Source organism: Nostoc sp. (genome assembly GCF_036919555.1).
Lineage (GTDB): Bacteria > Cyanobacteriota > Cyanobacteriia > Cyanobacteriales > Nostocaceae > Nostoc.
The window spans coordinates 1-19,084 of sequence record NZ_JBALCS010000086.1 but is presented as its reverse complement, the minus strand read 5'-3'; the positions used below and the strand labels follow the sequence as shown (position 1 = coordinate 19,084).

Here is a 19,084-nt window from a genome sequence, read left to right as displayed (position 1 = left end):
AGATAAATATTAACTACAGCGCTAATCAGCACAACAAATTATGGTAAAAATTCTTGGTCAAGGACAGGCTTTTGGCGCACCGGGTATGGAACCTCGATGGACTCATGCCAATAAAGATGGAGTCGGAACAGCTTACTCTACTTCCAGTAACATTTGGTTTACTATCTGGAACGGTGTTGTCACTGAAATCTACCATCCCACAGTAGATAAACCTCAAGTTCGAGATTTACAGTATCTAATTTCTGATGGAAAAAGTTTTTTTCACGAAGAGAAACGCCATCTCGAATCAAAAATTGAACCTATGTGGACTCATGGTTTAGGATACCGCATCACTAATTCCGATCCACAAGGGCGTTATGCTGTAATCAAGGAAGTGATTGCTGACCCTCATTTATCCTGTATTTTACAACATACAAAGTTAACAGGAGATAGCGAGTTTATTTCCCAACTCCAGTTATATGCTTTGTGTGCGCCCCATCTGGAAGTTGGAGGTAGAGGTAATAATGGTTACGCTGTACAAGTTGCTGGACATCGGATTCTCACAGCCGAGAAAGAAGGAACATGGCTAGCGCTGGGTGCAACAGTTCCCTTTACCCATCTTTCCTGTGGCTACGTCGGTGAAAGTGATGGCTGGACAGATTTAGCTGATAATTTTCAGATGGATTGGGAGTTTGACAGTGCTGTGGATGGCAACATTGCTCTGATTGGAAAACTAAATTTAGATAGCACTAAAGAGTTTACTTTAGGACTGGCGTTTGGTACAAATCTGCACAATGCAATTTCCACACTCTTTCAGTCGCTAAATATTCCTTTTGAACAGCAGAAGCAGCTATACAACGAACAATGGAAGCGATCGCGCCAAGGCATCCACTCATTAGAAAATGTTTCTTATGATGATGGGAAATTGTATCACAATAGTATTAGTTTGTTGTTGGCACATGAAGACAAAACTTATCCCGGTGCTTTAATTGCATCCCTTGCTATCCCTTGGGGTGAAGCCAAAGACGACCAAGATGAAGGAGGATATCATCTAGTCTGGACGCGGGATATGGTTAGCAGTGTATCAGGTTTAGTGGCAGCTGGTGAAACAGCTACAGCAGTGCGATCGCTCATTTATCTCGCCACTAGTCAGCAGGAAGATGGCGGTTTTGCCCAAAATTTCTGGGTTGATGGTAAACCTTACTGGAAAGGTATCCAGCTTGATGAGGTAGCATTTCCCATTCTTTTAGCATGGCTATTACACCAGCAGAAGACTTGTTTAAACTTCGATATCTATCCGATGGTTCTGGGGGCGGCGGGTTATTTAATTCGTCGCGGCCCCGTTACCCAACAAGAACGCTGGGAAGAAAATAGCGGTTATTCACCATCAACACTAGCATCCAATATTGCCGCCTTAATCTGTGCTGCTCAATTTACTCGTGAACGTGGGGATGAAGCAACAGCAAAATTTATCGAAGAATACGCAGATTTTTTAGAATCTCACATCGAAGCTTGGACAGTTACTACTGAAGGAACTTTAGTTCCTGGCATCAAACGGCACTATATCCGAATTACTCCTTCAGATATTAATAATCCTCAACCCAACGAAAATCCTAACCAAGGAACTCTTTTTATCAGCAGTCAACCACCTGGTGAACCGGCAGAATTTCCGGCGAAGGAAATTGTTGATGGCGGGTTTCTGCAATTGGTGCGCTATGGAATTCGTAAACCTAATGACCCGATTATTGTTGATTCTGTGAAAGTAATTGATGCAGTATTGAAAGTAGATACACCAGTTGGGCCTTGTTGGCATCGTTACAACCATGACGGCTATGGACAACAAGAAGATGGCAATGCGTATACAGGTTGGGGTAAAGGACGTGCTTGGCCTCTCTTAACAGGAGAACGAGGACATTATGAATTAGCTGTTGGTGGCGATGTCAAAACATATATTAAGGCGATGGAAGGATTTGCTTCAAACACTTGTTTGCTACCAGAACAAGTTTGGGATGAAGCAGATACAGATGAAAACCACATGTGTTTAGGAAAACCAACAGGTTCTGCGATGCCTTTAATGTGGGCACACTCGGAATATATTAAGCTGCTACGGTCAAATCATGACGGTCAGGTGTTTGATTTGATTCCAGAGGTGGCGAATCGCTATCTGGGTGAAAGACAAGAGTGTAAATCATTAGAAATTTGGAAGTTTAACCGTCAAGTAGACAAAGTTAAAAAAGGTTATACACTGCGAATTCATGCTTTAGCATCTTTTCAGTTGCACTGGTCACAGGATAATTGGCAAACCGTACAAGATACGCCTGCTACTTCCACCAAGTTAGGAGTGAATTTTGTAGATATTTCTGTTTTAGATAACCAGCAACAGCCAATTAGCTTTACCTTTTTCTGGATTGAAAGCAGTAAATGGGAAGGGCGCAATTATAAGGTTGCGGTTTCATAATTTGTAATGAAGTTAGACCAGTCCAAGCAGACATTATAAATTCAAAACTCAAAATTCAAAAATAGTAGCGTAGGCGTAGCCCGTCGTAGACATCGCTTTGCTAGCTCTATGAGCGAATAAACGAAACCAAAGTAAAATAACCCCACAATTAAAGAGAGCCATTTTATGCAGAATAATTCATCACCCAAGCCAACAATTGACTACTGGCACGTCTGGACTGACGGCGACGGTATAAGTCACCAGTCCCGTTGTCAAATTGAGGACTTCATCGAAAAAGGCATAGCCCCAGATACCTCGCCGCAGTGGCTTTCTAATTTGAAGCAGTCTGGTGCTACAATTACCTTTACTGTGCTACCTGTAGGTTGGGTTGGCAACTGGCATGAGAACCCCAAGCCCCAGTGGATCATCCCACTGTCGGGATGCTGGTTTGTGGAGACTATGGACGGCCAGCGAGTCGAGATGGGTGCTGGCGAAATTTCATTTGGAGAAGATCAAGGTACAAAAGCAGATGCCCAAGGTCATAAGGGTCACTTATCTGGAACAGTAGGCGATGCACCTGCTGTTCTGATAATGGTGCAACTTGAAGAGACTCCGACTATAGAGCAATCCTGTCGCTTTAAGTAAGGCTTTCTCAAAACTACCGGGGTCAGGGCTATTTCATTCTCATCTAGCCCGCCTCAGAATGAATTCTGAGTCTAATAGCGAAAGTCGTCTAAAGACGACTGAGACAAAGTTATAGTCCGTTTTAACGGACTTTAGCTATGAGCCGCGGAACTTTAGTTCTGGGCGGTTTATGTTTAGAACAAAATAGCCCTGCGACCAGGGTTGATCGTAAATTAACACAAAGCTGACTACTTCACTCAACTTCCTCACAGCGAATTAATAGTGTTTCCATCGCCTCTGCTAAAGAAATCAACTCTGTCCAAGAGGAGCCAGTAACTAAATTTTGGGCGTGAGCTAATCGGTTTCGCAACTGTTCAGCAGACTTGAGGAAGCGTTCACCAAACCGCTTAGACTTTAGTCCCAATTGCTGAAGAAGTTCTGGTTGATTTAAAATCAACTCTCGCTTATCACAGAATTGCAGATAATCTAACAAATCGGTAGCTTCGTTTCTTTCTTGGCTTTCTCGCCATAGCCGTTGAGCAACTTCTAAGCGCTCAATTCTGAGGACTTTTTGCCAAGAATCTTGGGGATAGTAAATCCGCACCAGCCGCAGCAAATTCATTTCTAGCAGCGTTACTAAGCCAAACAGTAGCATTCGCACAGGTGCTTTTTGCAAGTCGCCACAGGTAACAATACCACTTACCTGATTGCAGTCCAGAACAAACAATCGCGGAGTTTCTTGCAAAATGGGTAGCAACTTCATCAGTGGGGTAGAAATGGCTATTAGTTCTTTTGGATGAAAGACTCGTTGATATTCGCTACATTTGCCTTCTTTGCCTTGAATCAAACTAGAGCGTTCTACATAACCGCTAATAATATCTCCTGTCTCAATGCCGATAACATCAAAATTTTGTGCCTGCATCCAATGCAGCACTTCTATCACCTCCGCATCAGCTGGCATAGCTTTGAGAGGTTCTGCCACATATTCAATGGTGATATTGTTCTCAAATAAACTCCGCAGGTCTTGAGAACGCGATTTTAGGTGTTTCATCCCCCTGCTGTGAACTCACGTTAAATAATCCTATGGCACTGACGCGATCGCAAAATATTTTCTCAAATATTTCGCCAGCCATACCTAAATGCGGAAAATTGGTGCTGCAAATTACAACACCACGTTCTCTTCCTAAATAACCGACCCAAGCGTTGTAACCGATTGCTAGTATATTGGTGGCGATAAAAGCTTGTTGCCAATCTTGGGTGTTTATTTCTGGGGTCATCTCGATTAAACTCCTTGTGATAACTGCCACAGTTGGATTTCATAACGCAGATGGCTCTCAAAAATTGCCCGTGCTGCTAAACCCTCAGTAATCGGTTTTTCCAACCAACACTTAAACGCTAAACGACCAAGTGCGTGTAGTAGTGGCTCCCAATACCCGTAATGGAGATAGGAGTAATTTGTGAGTCCCATGTAATAATCTATCGCCGCATTTTGGTAGCGAGTAGGTTTCGGAATCTTGTTTGATTTTGGCTTGAGCATTGAGGAATAAGAGTAATCCAAGGAAAAAATGATCCAAAAACTAGGGATACTGAGAAAATAATTAGTGTACAGTATGGTGTATGTCTCCAGAATCGTTAATCCAACTAAGTGATAGTTTGAGGTCGTTGTACATCAAGACAGCACAAAAGCTAATCAACTAGCTTATTATCCTCCAAATCATAGTAAATATAATCCTGTTGAGCGTGCTTTTGGTTGGCTTGAGCAACATTGGCGTGGTAGCTTGCTGGACAGTGTTGATACTGTGCTACAGTTTGCTTCTACACTGACTTTCAAGGGCAAAAATCCTGTGGTTACTTTGGTTGAGAAGATTTATCATACAGGAGTTAAACTTACACAATTAGCAATGGCGGAAATGGAAGCGCAGATTTACCGCTTACCAACTTTGAAAAAATGGTTCGTTGAAATCTTTTATCAAAGCGACTAAAATTTTGGATCATTTTTTAGTTGGAATACTCTAAAGTAAATTTTAGGGCATTAAGCTTGGTTGAAATTCTTGCCAACGTTTGCAAACTTGTTCGTAGCAATCGGGTGGAGTAATTTTTAGATTGTGTAAAAAATTAGCCTCAATCTGAGGATGAGCCTTCTCTACGTTCGCGTAGGGTGTCGCAGATAGGCGCTGCGCCAACAGCACCAGAAGAATATCTTGATGGGGATTGTATGTTGTGACTGCTGGGAGAATGGATGAAATCATTGATGAGCTAAATGATTGCGAGATTGCTCCGCAACGCTGATGCGATCGCAAGCAAAACCCAATTAGATCGGAGGGGATAAATTGGAGCGTGAAGGGAACTAGATCAAGGTTTGTAATTGTAGAGTGAGTAACTTGAGTATCCACATCACAAATGACAACTCCCCGCCCAAAGGACTGAAATCCCTTCCATGCTGTGTAACCAATTACCAGCAGATTATTATGAATAAAGCTGTTTTGCCAGTAGCTAAAATTTCCTTGCCAGACACTATTGGAGGGTCGCATTCACTTCCTCCCGTAAGACTTTTGTTGCTTCCACCATATTCTTTAAAGCCGGAATGACCTCTGACCAACGACGAGTTTTTAAACCGCAATCTGGATTTACCCAAATTTGTTTTACGGGTAAATTAGCAATTCCAGTCCGCAATTGCTGTAAAATCTGTTCAGTTGTCGGAACGACGGGACTATGAATATCGTAGACTCCATTACCAACTTGATGTGAGTAACCACCCTTTGTGATTTCTCGCAAAGTTTGATTGTTGCTGCGACTATTTTCAATCGAAATAACATCAGCATCTAACCGTTCAATATCCTTGATGATGTCACCAAATTCGCAGTAGCACATGTGTGTATGAATTTGGGTTTGGGGTTGGGCTACTGCTGTCGTTAAACGAAATGCATCTACAGCCCAAGATAGATATTCATTCCACCGTTGAGCTTTTAAGGGTAAACCCTCGCGTAGCGCTGGTTCATCTACTTGAATCACCTTTGCACCAGCCGCTTCCAAATCCGCTACCTCATCCCGCAATGCCAAAGCAATTTGGAAAGCTTGTTCTGACCTGGAAATATCAGTCCGGGGGTAAGACCAATTTAAGATAGTTACAGGAGCCGTCAACATCCCTTTTACAGGTTTTTCAGTCAAAGATTGTGCGACTTGAAACTCACGTACTGTCATTGGCGCAGTACGAACCACGTCACCGTAAATAATTGGTGGACGAACATAACGGCTACCGTAGCTTTGCACCCAACCATTTTCAGTGAAAGCGAAGCCTGATAACTGCTGTCCAAAAAATTCCACCATATCGGTGCGTTCAAATTCACCATGAACTAAAACATCTAACCCTAATTCCTCCTGTAGTTTAATGCTGTCGGCAATTTGAACATCAATTGCAGCTTGATATTCTGACTGATTCAATTCACCCCGTTTGTAGCGCACCCGGAGTTGGCGAACTTCCGACGTTTGGGGAAAAGAACCAATTGTGGTTGTCGGGAACAGAGGAAGCGAAATTTAGATGCACAGCCATCAACTGGTAAATCACCAAATAGATAGGTTGATTTCCCTTCTGCTGTAAAGGCAACAACACAAGAATGGTTACAAGCACTCATGCATTCAACTCCCTGAATGAGGAATTTATTTCGCAATTCCCAAGCTTGTGCAAGTTCTTGAAGCTGTTGTAGTAATTGCTCACCTTTACTTTCATCAACTCGTCTACCATCTTGCCAGACGCTGGCACAGGTTGTGCAAACAAATAAAGTATGTTGTTTGTCGAGCATTAATTTTGAAGTGTGTAGGATTAAGTCAAAATCGCAGATATGACATCTTGTCGCAGTCGTGCAACTGCAACATAGCTATTGAGTAAATTTGGCAGAAATGATCTTGCAAAAGCTTTCACGCTAGCGAAAAACTAGCGTAAATGACAGTTACACCAAAGTGCAATTGCAACTATCAATTAACTGCCTATAATTTCATAGCCATGAGTAGTCCGTGGCGCGTCTCTGGCACTATGAGAATGTAAAACTGATGTCTCGTTGAAACATTTATGGCAATATTCACCTGTACCTCGCAGATGGATGTGAGTTTGTCTGTACTTTCGGCGGGCATTCTGACTTTGAGGCATAAGCCTCATTACAGCTGCGGGACAGCGCCGGATTTACACCGGACTTTCCCCCTTGCGTCTGATGGCTGACCCCCACCAGAACCGAATTGATATTGGCTCAATAATAGCATGATTATGAATTTCAAAATACTGGAAATGACTAGTTGCAATAGCTACATTTTCTCAAAGGCGATGCCTGGGTTGGGCGTAGCGACTCGCCTCACTAGCTGACACGGATTGCAATCGCCGATGTCTTAGATTAGCTTTGAATCTGTGCGATCGCTTACAGCAGAATTCAAGTATTTGAACCACATCTATCGTAGGGGCACAGCATTGCTGTGCCCTTACTGCGTGGTCTATTTACCTGAAAATAGCTGTAACTTAGATTTAGTCCTGTTACGTACTGAAGTCGTTAGTTTTTACTTGCTACTAGTAAATTGTCAGCGCTTTGGAAATTCTCGCAGTTTACAAATAAGGTGTAGCTTGTCAACTCAGCCCTGAGAGTGTCAGTTTGTCATGTGTTAATCTAAACTCCAGTGATCAGTAATAATTTTTTGTCTGCCTACTTTTAGTTTTCGCCAGCTACAGGTAGACGTATAGTGAATGTACTACCCTGCCCTGGTTCAGATGTCACATCGATTGTGCCTTGATGTGCTTCGATAATGCAACGAGATAGATATAGTCCCAAACCACTACCAGAACGCTGGTGTTTACCTTGGCGAAATCGCTCGAATAATATCGCCTGATCTGGTTGAGAAATTCCTGGGCCTGTATCTTGGATATCAATAGTTACAGCTGCCGGAGTCAGATAGCAGTGAATATCTACAGAACCTTTGTCTGTAAATTTGATGGCATTGCCGATGATATTTGTCAAAACTCGCCGCAGTTCTACGCGATCGCCCATGATCGTACTTGCAGTTTCACCTCGATCAATGTTTACAGCTAATCCTTTTTCTTCAGCTAAGGGAGTTAATTCTTGGGAAACTTCACTAACTAATTCCTGAATATTGCAGGGAGAAATTTTTAAGGTTTTACAACCCGCTTCATGACGATAAACTTCTAGCAAGGTATTTACCATTTCCAGCAGGTCTTGATTACTGCCAATCATGGTATCAATTATTTCTTGCAATTGTGGTGAAACTTCGCAAAACCTGCCTTCCAGCAATAATTTTAATACGCGGTTGGAGGCTACTAGCGGTATGCGTAAATCGTGAGTAAAACGCGAGACAAAATCTGCCCGGAGATTAGCCATCTGATCTCGTTCGTCGATACTATGTTTGAGCCGCAGGAGCGATCGCACTCGTGCATCTAGTTCATCAGGATCGAATGGTTTACGAATAAAGTCATCTGCACCAGCATCCAGTCCTTCAACAACGCTAGACTCATAGTGAGCCGTGAGCAGCAGAATGGGAATAAATGGCAACGCCGGATTCTGTCGGATGCGTCGAGTAAATTCATAGCCATCTATCTCCGGCATCATCACATCTAAGAGAATTATATCTGGTGGTGACTCCTCAACCATAGCCAGAGCAATTTTGCTATCTTCCACCAAGCTAATTTCATAGTTCTTATCTTCTAGGACTGCTTGTAAGACCAGTAAATTGTCAAAAACATCATCGACAACGAGAATTTTATCTTTTTTGACAGTTTTAGTTAAAGACATGGATTGAATTATTTATATTGTTATATCGAAACTCTTGCTTTAGAAAAACTTCCGAGATCAGATTATTTATGTCTAATGGTAGATGAAGTTCAGGAAATAATACCAAACGCATTGCTTTTTGTATAAGATACCGAATAGAAGAACGAGATTATTTTAATCTGTACTTTAGATAAATAACAGTAAAGTTAAGCAACTATGAGTGAAATCAAGATCCTTGTGATTGAAGATCACAACCTGACAAGAATCGGCTTACGGTCTGCTTTACAAACCCAGCCAGAGTTAAACATTGTTGGTGAAGCAGCCAATGCAACCGAGGGTATCAAGCTTCTGAAAACTCTCAAACCGGATGTTGCTACTATTGACATCGGTTTGCCTGACATGGATGGTATTGAGCTAACACGCACATTTAGGCAATATCAAGCAGAGAATGAAGATTATACAACAAAACTGCTAATTTTAACGATGCAGAATAGCGAACAGGCAGTTTTAGCAGCTTTTGCCGCAGGTGCGGATTCTTATTGCATGAAGGATATTGAAACTGAGAAACTAGTTGAGGCTGTGCGAACGACCTATGCAGGTAGCTCATGGATCGATCCAGCGATCGCAGACCTTGTACTACAACAAATACGTCAAGATTTCCCCGATGGCAGCAGAGGCGCAGCTGGAAAAAGAGTCTTGATTGAAGGTATTGACCCAGATGTTGAAAAAAGTATAGTCGGCTATCCTTTAACTAATAGAGAGATGGATGTTTTAGAGTTGATTGTCGCTGGGTGTGACAATGCAGAAATTGCTAAAAGGCTCTATCTAACAGTCGGTACTGTAAAAACTCATGTTCGAGGTATTCTCAATAAACTCTGTGTAGCTGACCGTACACAGGCTGCTGTTCGTGCTTTGCGGGCTGGATTAGTACCGTAAATATGCTTATTAAGAATTGTTTTTCGGTCAAAGCGATTACCTGGGACAAAGATTTATGAAGAAATTGTTACACAGTTTAGTAAAATGACATAATTGACGAACAAATAAGTATTTTTCCTCATATACATGATAGCGGATCAATTTCCCTGGCTTACCGCGATTGTCTTGCTGCCACTCATTGCTGCCCTGCTCATCCCTGTGCTGCCTGATAAAGATGGCAAGCGCGTGCGGTGGTATGCATTGGGTGTAGGTATCGCAGACTTTGCTTTGATGTGCTATGCCTTTTGGAAACATTACGATGCCAGCAGTGCTAGTTTTCAACTTGTAGAGAATTATGCCTGGGTGCCTCAGTTAGGTTTGAACTGGGCGGTATCAGTTGATGGACTTTCAGCACCACTTGTGCTTTTAGCAGGATTTGTCACCACACTCTCGATTTTTTCCGCTTGGCAAGTTGATCACCGACCCCGCCTGTTCTATTTTTTGATGCTGGTGCTGTATTCCGCACAGGTAGGGGTGTTCGTTGCCAAAGACTTGCTGCTATTTTTCATTATGTGGGAAGTAGAGCTGATTCCCGTCTACTTACTAGTCTGCATTTGGGGTGGGCAAAGGCGACGTTATGCGGCTACAAAATTTTTGTTGTACACCGCAGCCGCTTCTATATTTATTTTGGTGGCAGCCCTGGCAATGGGGTTATACGGTGGCGGTGATATGACATTTGATATCACCGCCCTCGCCAGGAAGGAATATCCGCTTGGTCTACAACTGTTACTTTATGCAGGGTTGTTGATTGCATTTGGTGTCAAGCTTGCTGTTTTCCCGATGCATACTTGGTTGCCTGATGCCCACGGTGAAGCATCCTCTCCTGTGTCGATGATTTTGGCTGGTGTATTGCTGAAGATGGGCGGATATGGACTAATTCGCCTAAATCTTGAGTTGCTTCCCGATGCACACATTTACTTTGCGCCGGTTCTAGCGATTCTCGGTGTTGTCAACATTATCTATGGCGCATTGAACTCCTTTGCTCAGACGAATATGAAGCGGCGTTTGGCTTATTCGTCGATTTCTCACATGGGGTTTGTACTGCTTGGGATTGCCTCCTTCACTGATTTGGGAATCAACGGCGCGATGTTGCAGATGATTTCACATGGTTTGATTGCATCGGTGCTGTTTTTCTTAGCAGGTGTTACTTACGATCGCACCCACACAATGGTAATGAAAGATATGGGCGGTATTGGTCAAGCCATGCCCAAAGTCTTTGCCCTGTTTACAATCGGAGCAATGGCATCCCTGGCACTTCCCGGTATGAGTGGCTTTGCTGGCGAACTCTCAGTATTCGTTGGTCTGATAAGTAGTGACGTTTACAGTTCGACTTTCTGCACTGTCACGGTTTTTCTAGCCGCAGTTGGAGTCATTCTCACACCTATCTATCTACTTTCCATGCTGCGAGAGGTATTTTATGGTGACGGTGCAGCACTTATCTGCGACATTAATAATGCAGGCTTAGAAAATCAAGAAGATGACGGAACAGTTTGTTTTGGTACAGACTGCTTCGTGCCAGAGGAGGCAGTTTACGACGATGCTAGACCGCGTGAGGTGTTTATCGCTGTCTGTTTTCTGCTGATGATTATTGGTATTGGTTTCTATCCCAAGATGGCGATGCAGATGTACGACGTGAAGACTGTCGCAGTGAATGCTAATCTTCGCCAGTCTTATGCCATAGTCTCGCAAACAAATCCCCAGATTTATGCTAATCGATTATTGGTTCCGCAAATTTCAGAGGTTGAGGTAGCGCCCGTTTTAGGAACAATGCATTGATTCAAAGCCTATCTCAATAGATACTCAGTACTTTGTAGATAGGCTCTCAATGTCATGCTATTCTCAGGATGCCCAGCATGTCTTTTCAGGAAACAATCCTTTTTTCCAGTGTTGCCGAACCTTTACTGCCGCTCCTTGGAAAAATCCCTGTGAGTTGTAAGCAGATGTTTTTTGAAGTTCCTTGACTTCTCCACTAGATTTATCTAGCCATAAAGATCCGAGATGATCTTCATTCGGCCCGAAGCGGTAAGTAACGCCGTTTTCATCCTCTCTGTCTTTTAAAATCAATACGTAAAAAGCCATAACCCATAATGTCTGTGAATGCTGTTTACTTCATTTGTAACTCATTTGAGTTACCCTAATGTTATTGGTGGACTCCATACACGACCAGAACGTTCAGTTGCTTCATGAGCAGTACGATAGTTGGTATGAAAGATAGCCTCAAACCGCGACTCAAAATATTCATGTTTCAGTAAGCGTAAATCTTCTTGGTTGAAATTACCTTCCTGTAACCTCATCCAGGCATCAGCTATATCTGGGTGAGGGTCAAAGTAATCAAATCTGTCATCCAATTGGTGCTGACGATAGAACAAGTGGTCTTTTATCCGTTTAATGCGAAACTCAGACAAATTCGTATTCCGTGCTATTTCTGCTACATCATAAGCATTGTAGCGAATAGCACTATACGCTTTAGGAGGTATTGCTCCCAACGTTGTAAATAATTCATTTTAAAAATTTTTAATATAAAAAAATCATATAATATGTAGTTATATTAACAGGGTTTTAAATGAATTACTTAATTAAATAAAAAATTTATTCAGAATCGCATAAATAACTCACTCAATATTAATTGCTTCTGACTTAAAGACAATCAGCAATCTTCATAAGCAAATTGCTCATTAACATGGGATGGTAGTTGATGATTAGTGAGTTTTGCCAATGTCTGTTGTTTCTACCATCACTGTTACCGTTCCCGCCACAACTGCTAATTTGGGGCCTGGTTTTGATTGCATCGGTGCAGCATTAAAGCTGTACAACGAGTTCAAATTCACTCGCCTAGAAGAGGGCGGGTTAACTATTCATGTCACTGGTACGGAAGCTGAACGAGTCCAAACTGATGAGAATAACCTCTTGTATCAAGCATTTGTCAAGTTCTATCAACATATAGAGCAGACACCGCCGACTGTGAAAATAGAGATTAAGTTAGGTGTCCCGTTGGCGAGGGGTTTGGGTAGTTCGGCGACAGCAATTGTTGGTGGCTTGGTTGCTGCTAATCAACTTGAGGGTGCAACTCTGTCTCAGTCGCAGGTAATGGAGTTAGCGATCGCAATGGAAGGACATCCTGATAATGTAGTTCCAGCCTTGTTGGGTGGATGTCGTCTCGCTGCTACCAGTGGCGCAGCCTGGGAAATTTGTGATGTTCCCTGGCATAAAGATGTTGTACCAGTTGTAGCTATTCCTAACTTTGAACTTTCCACTTCAGAGGCGCGGGGCGTTCTCCCAACCCAAGTAAGTCGCGCCGATGCGATTTTCAATACAGCACATCTGGGGTTATTGTTGCGCGGACTGGAAACTGGTAACGGACAATGGTTAAAGACAGCTTTGCAAGATAGATTGCATCAGCCCTATCGCAAAGCTTTAATCCCTGGTTATGATGTTGTCAACATCGCAGCTGTTAGTGCTGGTGCTTATGGTATGGTGATTAGTGGTGCAGGACCGACACTGTTAGCTTTGGCGGATAAATTACACTCAGAGGCAGTGGAGGCGGCGATGTTAGCTGCTTGGCAACAAGAAGGAATTACAGCCGAGGTGCGATCGCTTTCTCTCGATAGTCAAGGCGCAAAAAGCTAGAAGATAAAGGAGATGAGGAGCAGCAAAAGAATTTTTAACTCCCCACTCCCCACTTAGCTACAGCAGATGGTTGCATAATTCCTAGTTTTTAATACTTGCTAAAAAATCATCTGTGGATGAATTAACTGGTATCCAGACTCTTTAAGCTTTTCATTCGACACCCAAGCATTATATGGGCGGGTACTGTTGATAGAAGTATCCCATTTAACTTTGGGTAAATTATGTTTTTCAAATAGGCTATCTAGCAAGTCTCGGCTGGTGAGATGTGCATCATCTACCAGATTGTAAATCCCTTGCAAACGACGATCACGGGCAAATTCTATCGCACCAACAATATCATCCAAATGAATCCAATTTCTGATATCCTCACCATTGCCAGGACGGGTTGTACCAGAATATCTACTAAATATTTTCAACAGTTCCCTACCAGTCCCATAAATCCCTCCTAAACGGAAGGTACAAACACGGAGATTTTCGCTAGATGCTGATAGCAACACCTCCTCTGTTTTTCGGAGAATTTGTGCATTTAAATTCGCGGGTGCAAGCGGTGTTTCTTCATCTACCCAGACACCATTTCTGTCACCATACACTGCATAACTCCCTGTGTATATTAATTGTTTCACACTCTTAATCTGCTGCAAGGATGAAACTAAACTTTGGGCAGTTTGTAGATAAGTTTCTTCATAAACTTCCCCACCTTTTGCACCAACACTCAAAAGTACAACATCTTGATTGTGCAAAACTGATTTTAGACTATCGAGGTCATTCCCACGGGTAACTACAACTCTTTGGGATACTGATTCTAGTGCCGGGACACGCTCAGGGGAAGTTGTGGTTACACTGACAACAAAACCCATTTTTTGCTGCCAATATTGAGCAAGTTTATAACCAACATAACCACAACCAATGATTGCAACGTTCATGACAAATTAGACACAAGTAAATTAAACTACTCATCGAGACTATATTCTCAATTAAGGGAATATTGCCAAGTCTCCCATATTACAGGTACTCTAAACCCGGTTTCTTTAAGTAAATTAGGTTTGTTAGCCTTGTTAACCCTATTTTCGGCTAAATATTCTGGGTATGTTTTTAGCGATGTCTACGACGGGCTATTCGGCGTCGCATTCAAATAACGAACCTACATATCAGCATCTATTAGCTTTCGTTTAGCAAGTGCAGCAACTCTTGTGTCGATATCTTGCCACTTAAATCCAATACAGTTCAGTTAAGGATAATTGTAGGTTGGGTTGAGCGAAGTGAAACCCAACAAATGCCAAAAAATGTTGGGTTTCGTTCCTCAACCCAACCTACGCAATATATTTTTTGGGCTTAACCCAAGCGTATTGCACTTAAATCAGCACCTTCAACCAGGCTCGAAGCCAAGTCTCGCTTGTGGTGATGTAACTCTACGATCTTATCTTCAATAGTATCTTTCGCCACTAGGCTAATTTGTCAAGTATGCCTGATACCTCAGTGTTCAAGATACTTGTAAAACAAGCGTTTCAAGATTGTAAAGAAACGTGAGTTCGATGAACCTCTCCCTGACTTAAACTAAAGTTCAAGTCTGTCCCTCTCCGACTCGGAGAGGGACGGTTTTGCGTAGTAAAACCTCTAAGAGATTTCAATATTTACGCTAATTAGGCGGTTACTACATGAGCTGTCGAACTCACGTTAAAGAAAGATGTGACTAATGGATAAGCTGTTACGTATACAACTTGCACTATCAGGGCGGGCTTTTCGGCCTACCCCACAATCATATTGAAAAAAATATTAGTGCAAATTAAAGGCGCAACAGCTTAGAAGGGGGGAAAACTCAAAGTTTGATAACCTGTCCCTGAACCGTTGAAGCAGAAGGAACGCCCAGTAAATTATTGATAGTTGGAGCCACATCAATATTGTGAATCGTGCCGATACTGCCACGACGACTGATATCGGGGCCAGCCGCATAGAAAATGGCACTCAGTTTGGATATATTCGGGTCATAGCCATGCGCTCCGTAGAAATTAGGTACTGAAAACACTAAATTGTTGTCATCCCCCAAACGAGTCACCACAGGACTTTGAATTCCGTCAAAGTTATAACCATCGCTCATAATTGCGAAGACATCACCACTATCCTGACCAACAAATTCGCTAGTATCAAGTCCAAATCTCGGCTCGTTTAAATTTGCTGGCAACGGACGAGTATAAATCTTATCAAAAATGGCTTGACGTTTTGACGGTACATAGTTGGAATTCGTGTCTACCAATTCCTTGAGAGCGGCGACAATTTGTTTTTGGATAGTGACATATTCAGAGCGACTGACGACACCGTTGGGTTCCCGGCCCTGAAGATTAATATAAATGTTAGCTGCTGGCCCCGATGTTACACTTCGGACTTTATTTAAGTCAAAACCTTTGCTCTTGAGGAAGTTATTCAGGTTAACCGTAGTATGAAAGGTAGAAAAACCATGATCCGATACTACAATAATGTTACTATTTGGTCTTCCCTGACTATCCGTACCTACTGCATTAATGATCCGTTGTACAGCATCATTAGCTGCCCGATAAGCAGTCTGTACATAAGACTTGTATCGGGCGACTTTTGCTTTGTCTTGCGCTGCACCAATTGTATTGGGATTGCTCGGATTAGTTGCTTGACGTAAATCAGTTAAGAGAAACTGATGTTCAGAGCCGTCTGGCTGCTCAATATAAACCATCACCATTGAAGCATTGGGATTTTGCTTGATTGCTCTCAAAGCAATTCGCGTCTGATAATCTACAAAACCTCGAACTTGGTCTTCATAGATAGCTTCTAGTTCCGTGTCGGGGAACGTGTTAAATCCAGGACTCAATCGTTCTATAATCCGGTAATCAGACTGAGGCGACCAAAAACCAACATTATTATTAATGTCATCAACTGTAGTTTGGACTGCGGGGTTATTAGGAATAGCATTAGCACCGTAACGCGCAATCCTCACACTACTCAAGTCAGGAGCCAGATTAGTCACATAAAAAGCAGTTCCGGCTTTGTTGGAACTACCTTCTAAATAAAATAAGCTGGATCTTTTATCCCGCGCTCTTACGTATGCTGGTCCAGTTGAAGGTAAATTAAAAGGTTGATGTTGAATCCCAATATTGGAATCAAAAAATACTAGGGTGTCATAGTCCTTTTGATGATTATTGCTGGTATCAAGTGCAGCAACTTGGATATTATAGTTGACACCACCAACAAGAAATTGATCGCCAAGAGTTGCTTGTACAATTGGGCTGTAAGAAACTTTTCCTGCTGTTTTGAGTTGACTGACAGTTTGACTGGATGCCAAGCTAAAGTTAGCTGCCATCAGACTGAAACCTTTAGCACTTGCACCAGCAAAAGCTCCAAAAGGGACTGTATAAGATACGGTTCTCTTACTAGCGGGTTGAATAATTGGGCTGTTAGTTAAACCTGGTACTGGAACATCAACTCCATCTGCTCCGGGAAAAGTTGCAGTCACAACTTTCTTCCCCTTTTGCTGGAGTCCAATCCATAGTGGTTCAGCAGTTGGGTACAAACTTGTAGCAGGGCCAGTAGTCAAATATCCGCCGATTGGAGCCGCAAAACCACTTATGTTAGAAGTGAATGGGCTGGCTACTAGGTGAAATGTGTTGGCATTAATATCATTGCGTGCAGCCGTAGAACCCGTACTGATTGCAATATGGCAAGCAGCAGTCAGAGATGCGCTACAGGTTACGTTCCGCTCTGCATAAACTCCCTTGTTTTTAATCAGTCCTAATCCTTGCTTTGGACTTAGGACACCACTCTTGAGATACTGTTCGACAAAATCTGGAGTGGCACCATCTAGAGAAATCAAAATCACTTTCGGTTGTGATTTGCTTACTCCTGGTTGAACTGCTAAAGAATGCACAGTTATAGTTAATAAACAAGCCACAAGTAAAACAACAGTTAAGCGCAGAAGCCATTTATGCCTTGACCATCGAAATATTTTATCTAACTCAAAACCTCTACTTTTTTTAAATGAATAAAATTTTTTCACATTTCCTCCCTAAGCATACTGTTATATTTTTAACTTGATTACTCATTTTTAATTTACTAAAAGTATGTTAAGTAAAAACTATGAAAATCTTAAGTAGAGCGATTTTTACATTCAAGTACCAGATATATTAATCCCTCTGCGTTCCTGTGCGTCGCTTTGCGTTAAAAAAAGGATATAAGCTATGACGACAATATTAGATGCCCTGATTAATTCTCTAAAAGGCATAGAAACTATCACCGACTCCGCCCAAGTCGCAAAATTATCCCAGGATTATCACACCTTTAGCCCCGTACTAGTACCCAAACTAGAAGGAAAAGTTGGGGATATAGTAGTGCGTCCCGCCAATGAAGCAGAGGTTATAAAAGTTGCAGCCGCCTGTGCAAAACACCGTGTACCCGTAACAGTGCGGGGTGCGGGAACTGGGAATTATGGGCAATGCGTACCGTTGCACGGTGGCGTAATTTTAGACATGACGCGGATGCAAGAGATTCCTTGGGTAAAACCGGGGGTAGCGCGGGTAGAAGCGGGGGTGAAGTTGGCGGCTTTGGATAAAAAAGCCAGAGAAATCGGCTGGGAAATCCGCATGGCACCCTCAACTTACCGCACAGCTACAATTGGTGGATTTATTGCTGGGGGAAGTGGGGGTATTGGCTCGATACAATATGGGTTACTAACCGATCGCGGTAATATCCTAGCATTGCGAGTGGTAACTGTAGAAGATGAACCCCGTGCGATCGAATTACGTGGCGACGATGTGCAAAAGGTGAATCATGCTTGGGGAATTAACGGCATCATCACCGAAGTAGAAATCCCCTTAGCACCAGCTTATCCTTGGGTAGAACTCATTGTCACATTTGACGAGTTTATGACAGCAGCAAAGTTTGGTCAGGCTCTTGGCAATGCTGATGGGATGATTAAGAAGTTGATTTCTGTCTTTGCATCCCAAATTCCCCAATATTTCCACGCCCTACAACAATACATTCCTGAAGGAACTCACCCAGTATTTTTGATAGTTGCTGAATCGAGTTTGGAATTCTTACCGGGTTTAGTGCAGCAATACGACGGCAAGATTACCTATGAAAAACCAGCCGAAGAAGCAGCCAAAGGTATACATTTAGCAGAATTTTGCTGGAACCACACCACCTTACACGCCCGGAGTGTAGATACTGCAATTACTTACTTACAAAGTATGTTTCCTGGCGATGCCTGGGTTGGGCTGCGCCTACGCAGTTTGCAACTAGTAGAGCATATGTATCATTACTTCGGCGATGAGGTAATGATGCATTTGGAATTTTTTCGGGTGAACGGTGCGGTAGTTCCTGGTGCTTTGCAACTTGTGCGCTACACCACAGAAGAACGCCTCAATGAGATTATCCGCTATCACGAAGAACAGGGTGTGAATATTGCCAATCCTCACACGTATATTATTGAAGACGGCGGTAGAAAAGTTATTGATTCTGAGCAGTTAAAATTTAAAGAAATAGTTGACCCCTATGGGTTGATGAATCCCGGTAAAAGCAAGGTTCTTCAATTGCAAATTCAAAATTAGCAAACTACAGAAACACATATCGTGCGATTCGTTGATTAGTGAATCACGGTAATCAGTCCGTAAATAACTAATCCAGCCCGTCAGCAGATTACTGACATTAAAGGCTGAAC

The 19,084-nt window shown here is 42.5% G+C and carries 18 protein-coding genes, 1 pseudogene and 1 riboswitch; of the genes and pseudogenes, 7 read left to right on the top strand and 12 right to left on the bottom strand.

Translation table 11 applies throughout. From position 1 onward, the window contains the following. Positions 1-40 precede the first annotated feature (40 nt). Positions 41-2,437: a glycoside hydrolase family 15 protein gene (locus V7K36_RS23830; RefSeq protein ID WP_335119914.1), complete on the top strand. Its 2,397-nt coding sequence runs from the start codon at positions 41-43 to the stop codon at positions 2,435-2,437. A 165-nt stretch (positions 2,438-2,602) separates the two neighbouring features. Continuing rightward, the gene (locus V7K36_RS23825; protein ID WP_335119911.1) at positions 2,603-3,061 is read left to right on the top strand and encodes a cupin domain-containing protein; all 459 of its coding nucleotides are present in this window, start codon (positions 2,603-2,605) and stop codon (positions 3,059-3,061) included. A gap of 232 nt (positions 3,062-3,293) precedes the next feature. Here V7K36_RS23825 and V7K36_RS23820 read toward each other — a convergent pair whose 3' ends face one another. Genes V7K36_RS23820 through V7K36_RS23810 form a run of 3 tightly spaced genes read right to left on the bottom strand, consistent with a single transcriptional unit; the run spans position 3,294 to position 4,577 of the window. Then, positions 3,294-4,091 carry a hypothetical protein gene (locus V7K36_RS23820; RefSeq protein ID WP_335119909.1) on the bottom strand — a complete coding sequence of 266 codons (798 nt, stop codon included), beginning with the start codon at positions 4,089-4,091 and terminating at the stop codon, positions 3,294-3,296. Next, positions 4,045-4,317 carry a hypothetical protein gene (locus V7K36_RS23815; RefSeq protein ID WP_335119907.1) on the bottom strand — a complete coding sequence of 91 codons (273 nt, stop codon included), beginning with the start codon at positions 4,315-4,317 and terminating at the stop codon, positions 4,045-4,047. Before V7K36_RS23815 ends, V7K36_RS23820 begins: the two co-directional genes overlap by 47 nt. A gap of 5 nt (positions 4,318-4,322) precedes the next feature. After that, positions 4,323-4,577, bottom strand: coding sequence for a hypothetical protein (locus V7K36_RS23810; protein WP_335119905.1), 255 nt, complete (start codon positions 4,575-4,577; stop codon positions 4,323-4,325). Between the two features lie 154 nt (positions 4,578-4,731). Between V7K36_RS23810 and V7K36_RS23805 the strand changes: the two are divergent. Beyond that, positions 4,732-5,022: pseudogene (locus tag V7K36_RS23805) on the top strand (ISAzo13-like element transposase-related protein); the annotation flags it as partial. A 42-nt stretch (positions 5,023-5,064) separates the two neighbouring features. Here the strand turns inward: V7K36_RS23805 and V7K36_RS23800 are convergent. From V7K36_RS23800 to V7K36_RS23780, 5 genes are all read right to left on the bottom strand, one after another. Continuing rightward, positions 5,065-5,571, bottom strand: coding sequence for a hypothetical protein (locus V7K36_RS23800; protein ID WP_335119903.1), 507 nt, complete (start codon positions 5,569-5,571; stop codon positions 5,065-5,067). Beyond that, on the bottom strand, positions 5,555-6,544 hold the full coding sequence (gene metE / locus V7K36_RS23795; RefSeq protein ID WP_335119971.1) for a 5-methyltetrahydropteroyltriglutamate--homocysteine S-methyltransferase: 990 nt from the start codon (positions 6,542-6,544) through the stop codon (positions 5,555-5,557). The genes V7K36_RS23800 and metE overlap by 17 nt, the downstream gene beginning before the upstream one ends. Then, a complete protein-coding gene (locus tag V7K36_RS23790) occupies positions 6,478-6,840 on the bottom strand; it encodes a DUF1636 family protein (RefSeq protein ID WP_335119901.1) in 363 nt (120 codons plus the stop codon). Before V7K36_RS23790 ends, metE begins: the two co-directional genes overlap by 67 nt. Positions 6,841-7,016: 176 nt before the next feature. Beyond that, positions 7,017-7,184 (bottom strand): hypothetical protein, encoded by a 168-nt coding sequence (locus V7K36_RS23785; RefSeq protein ID WP_335119899.1) that lies wholly within the window; start codon positions 7,182-7,184, stop codon positions 7,017-7,019. Continuing rightward, positions 7,143-7,285: riboswitch (cobalamin riboswitch) on the bottom strand. It overlaps the preceding gene by 42 nt. Positions 7,286-7,731: 446 nt before the next feature. Further along, the gene (locus tag V7K36_RS23780) at positions 7,732-8,826 is read right to left on the bottom strand and encodes a hybrid sensor histidine kinase/response regulator (protein ID WP_335119897.1); all 1,095 of its coding nucleotides are present in this window, start codon (positions 8,824-8,826) and stop codon (positions 7,732-7,734) included. A gap of 195 nt (positions 8,827-9,021) precedes the next feature. On the opposite strand from V7K36_RS23780, the gene V7K36_RS23775 reads away from it, so the two are divergent. Next, complete coding sequence (locus V7K36_RS23775; protein ID WP_334826532.1) at positions 9,022-9,741, top strand: response regulator transcription factor; 720 nt, start codon at positions 9,022-9,024, stop codon at positions 9,739-9,741. A 126-nt stretch (positions 9,742-9,867) separates the two neighbouring features. Continuing rightward, positions 9,868-11,556, top strand: a complete 1,689-nt coding sequence (locus V7K36_RS23770; protein WP_335119895.1) for an NAD(P)H-quinone oxidoreductase subunit 4 — start codon at positions 9,868-9,870, stop codon at positions 11,554-11,556. 63 nt (positions 11,557-11,619) lie between these two features. Here V7K36_RS23770 and V7K36_RS23765 read toward each other — a convergent pair whose 3' ends face one another. Together V7K36_RS23765 and V7K36_RS23760 are read right to left on the bottom strand one after the other, a co-directional pair. Further along, positions 11,620-11,859 (bottom strand): hypothetical protein, encoded by a 240-nt coding sequence (locus V7K36_RS23765; RefSeq protein ID WP_335119893.1) that lies wholly within the window; start codon positions 11,857-11,859, stop codon positions 11,620-11,622. 50 nt (positions 11,860-11,909) lie between these two features. Beyond that, positions 11,910-12,266 (bottom strand): hypothetical protein, encoded by a 357-nt coding sequence (locus V7K36_RS23760; protein WP_335119891.1) that lies wholly within the window; start codon positions 12,264-12,266, stop codon positions 11,910-11,912. A 229-nt stretch (positions 12,267-12,495) separates the two neighbouring features. Between V7K36_RS23760 and thrB the strand changes: the two genes are divergently transcribed. Further along, entirely contained in the window at positions 12,496-13,407 is a 912-nt protein-coding gene (thrB, locus tag V7K36_RS23755) for a homoserine kinase (RefSeq protein ID WP_335119890.1), read from the top strand. Positions 13,408-13,505: 98 nt separating this feature from the next. Here thrB and V7K36_RS23750 read toward each other — a convergent pair whose 3' ends face one another. Together V7K36_RS23750 and V7K36_RS23745 are read right to left on the bottom strand one after the other, a co-directional pair. Continuing rightward, the gene (locus V7K36_RS23750; protein WP_335119888.1) at positions 13,506-14,330 is read right to left on the bottom strand and encodes an SDR family oxidoreductase; all 825 of its coding nucleotides are present in this window, start codon (positions 14,328-14,330) and stop codon (positions 13,506-13,508) included. Positions 14,331-15,223: 893 nt separating this feature from the next. Continuing rightward, positions 15,224-17,296: an alkaline phosphatase family protein gene (locus tag V7K36_RS23745; RefSeq protein ID WP_335119886.1), complete on the bottom strand. Its 2,073-nt coding sequence runs from the start codon at positions 17,294-17,296 to the stop codon at positions 15,224-15,226. Positions 17,297-17,606: 310 nt separating this feature from the next. Here V7K36_RS23745 and V7K36_RS23740 point away from each other — a divergent pair, with 310 nt between their 5' ends. Further along, complete coding sequence (locus V7K36_RS23740; protein WP_335119884.1) at positions 17,607-18,974, top strand: FAD-binding oxidoreductase; 1,368 nt, start codon at positions 17,607-17,609, stop codon at positions 18,972-18,974. Positions 18,975-19,084 lie beyond the last annotated feature (110 nt).

What these genes read in the sequence shown, in the direction of transcription:
- V7K36_RS23765 (WP_335119893.1), bottom strand. Translation starts at nt 11,859, where the DNA reads ATGGCTTTTTACGTATTGATTTTAAAAGACAGAGAGGATGAAAACGGC.
- V7K36_RS23750 (WP_335119888.1), bottom strand. Translation starts at nt 14,330, where the DNA reads ATGAACGTTGCAATCATTGGTTGTGGTTATGTTGGTTATAAACTTGCT.
- thrB (WP_335119890.1), top strand. Translation starts at nt 12,496, where the DNA reads ATGTCTGTTGTTTCTACCATCACTGTTACCGTTCCCGCCACAACTGCT.
- V7K36_RS23830 (WP_335119914.1), top strand. Translation starts at nt 41, where the DNA reads ATGGTAAAAATTCTTGGTCAAGGACAGGCTTTTGGCGCACCGGGTATG.
- V7K36_RS23780 (WP_335119897.1), bottom strand. Translation starts at nt 8,826, where the DNA reads ATGTCTTTAACTAAAACTGTCAAAAAAGATAAAATTCTCGTTGTCGAT.
- V7K36_RS23800 (WP_335119903.1), bottom strand. Translation starts at nt 5,571, where the DNA reads ATGCGACCCTCCAATAGTGTCTGGCAAGGAAATTTTAGCTACTGGCAA.
- V7K36_RS23820 (WP_335119909.1), bottom strand. Translation starts at nt 4,091, where the DNA reads ATGAAACACCTAAAATCGCGTTCTCAAGACCTGCGGAGTTTATTTGAG.
- V7K36_RS23775 (WP_334826532.1), top strand. Translation starts at nt 9,022, where the DNA reads ATGAGTGAAATCAAGATCCTTGTGATTGAAGATCACAACCTGACAAGA.
- V7K36_RS23825 (WP_335119911.1), top strand. Translation starts at nt 2,603, where the DNA reads ATGCAGAATAATTCATCACCCAAGCCAACAATTGACTACTGGCACGTC.
- V7K36_RS23790 (WP_335119901.1), bottom strand. Translation starts at nt 6,840, where the DNA reads ATGCTCGACAAACAACATACTTTATTTGTTTGCACAACCTGTGCCAGC.
- V7K36_RS23810 (WP_335119905.1), bottom strand. Translation starts at nt 4,577, where the DNA reads ATGCTCAAGCCAAAATCAAACAAGATTCCGAAACCTACTCGCTACCAA.
- V7K36_RS23815 (WP_335119907.1), bottom strand. Translation starts at nt 4,317, where the DNA reads ATGACCCCAGAAATAAACACCCAAGATTGGCAACAAGCTTTTATCGCC.
- V7K36_RS23770 (WP_335119895.1), top strand. Translation starts at nt 9,868, where the DNA reads ATGATAGCGGATCAATTTCCCTGGCTTACCGCGATTGTCTTGCTGCCA.
- V7K36_RS23785 (WP_335119899.1), bottom strand. Translation starts at nt 7,184, where the DNA reads ATGCCTCAAAGTCAGAATGCCCGCCGAAAGTACAGACAAACTCACATC.
- V7K36_RS23740 (WP_335119884.1), top strand. Translation starts at nt 17,607, where the DNA reads ATGACGACAATATTAGATGCCCTGATTAATTCTCTAAAAGGCATAGAA.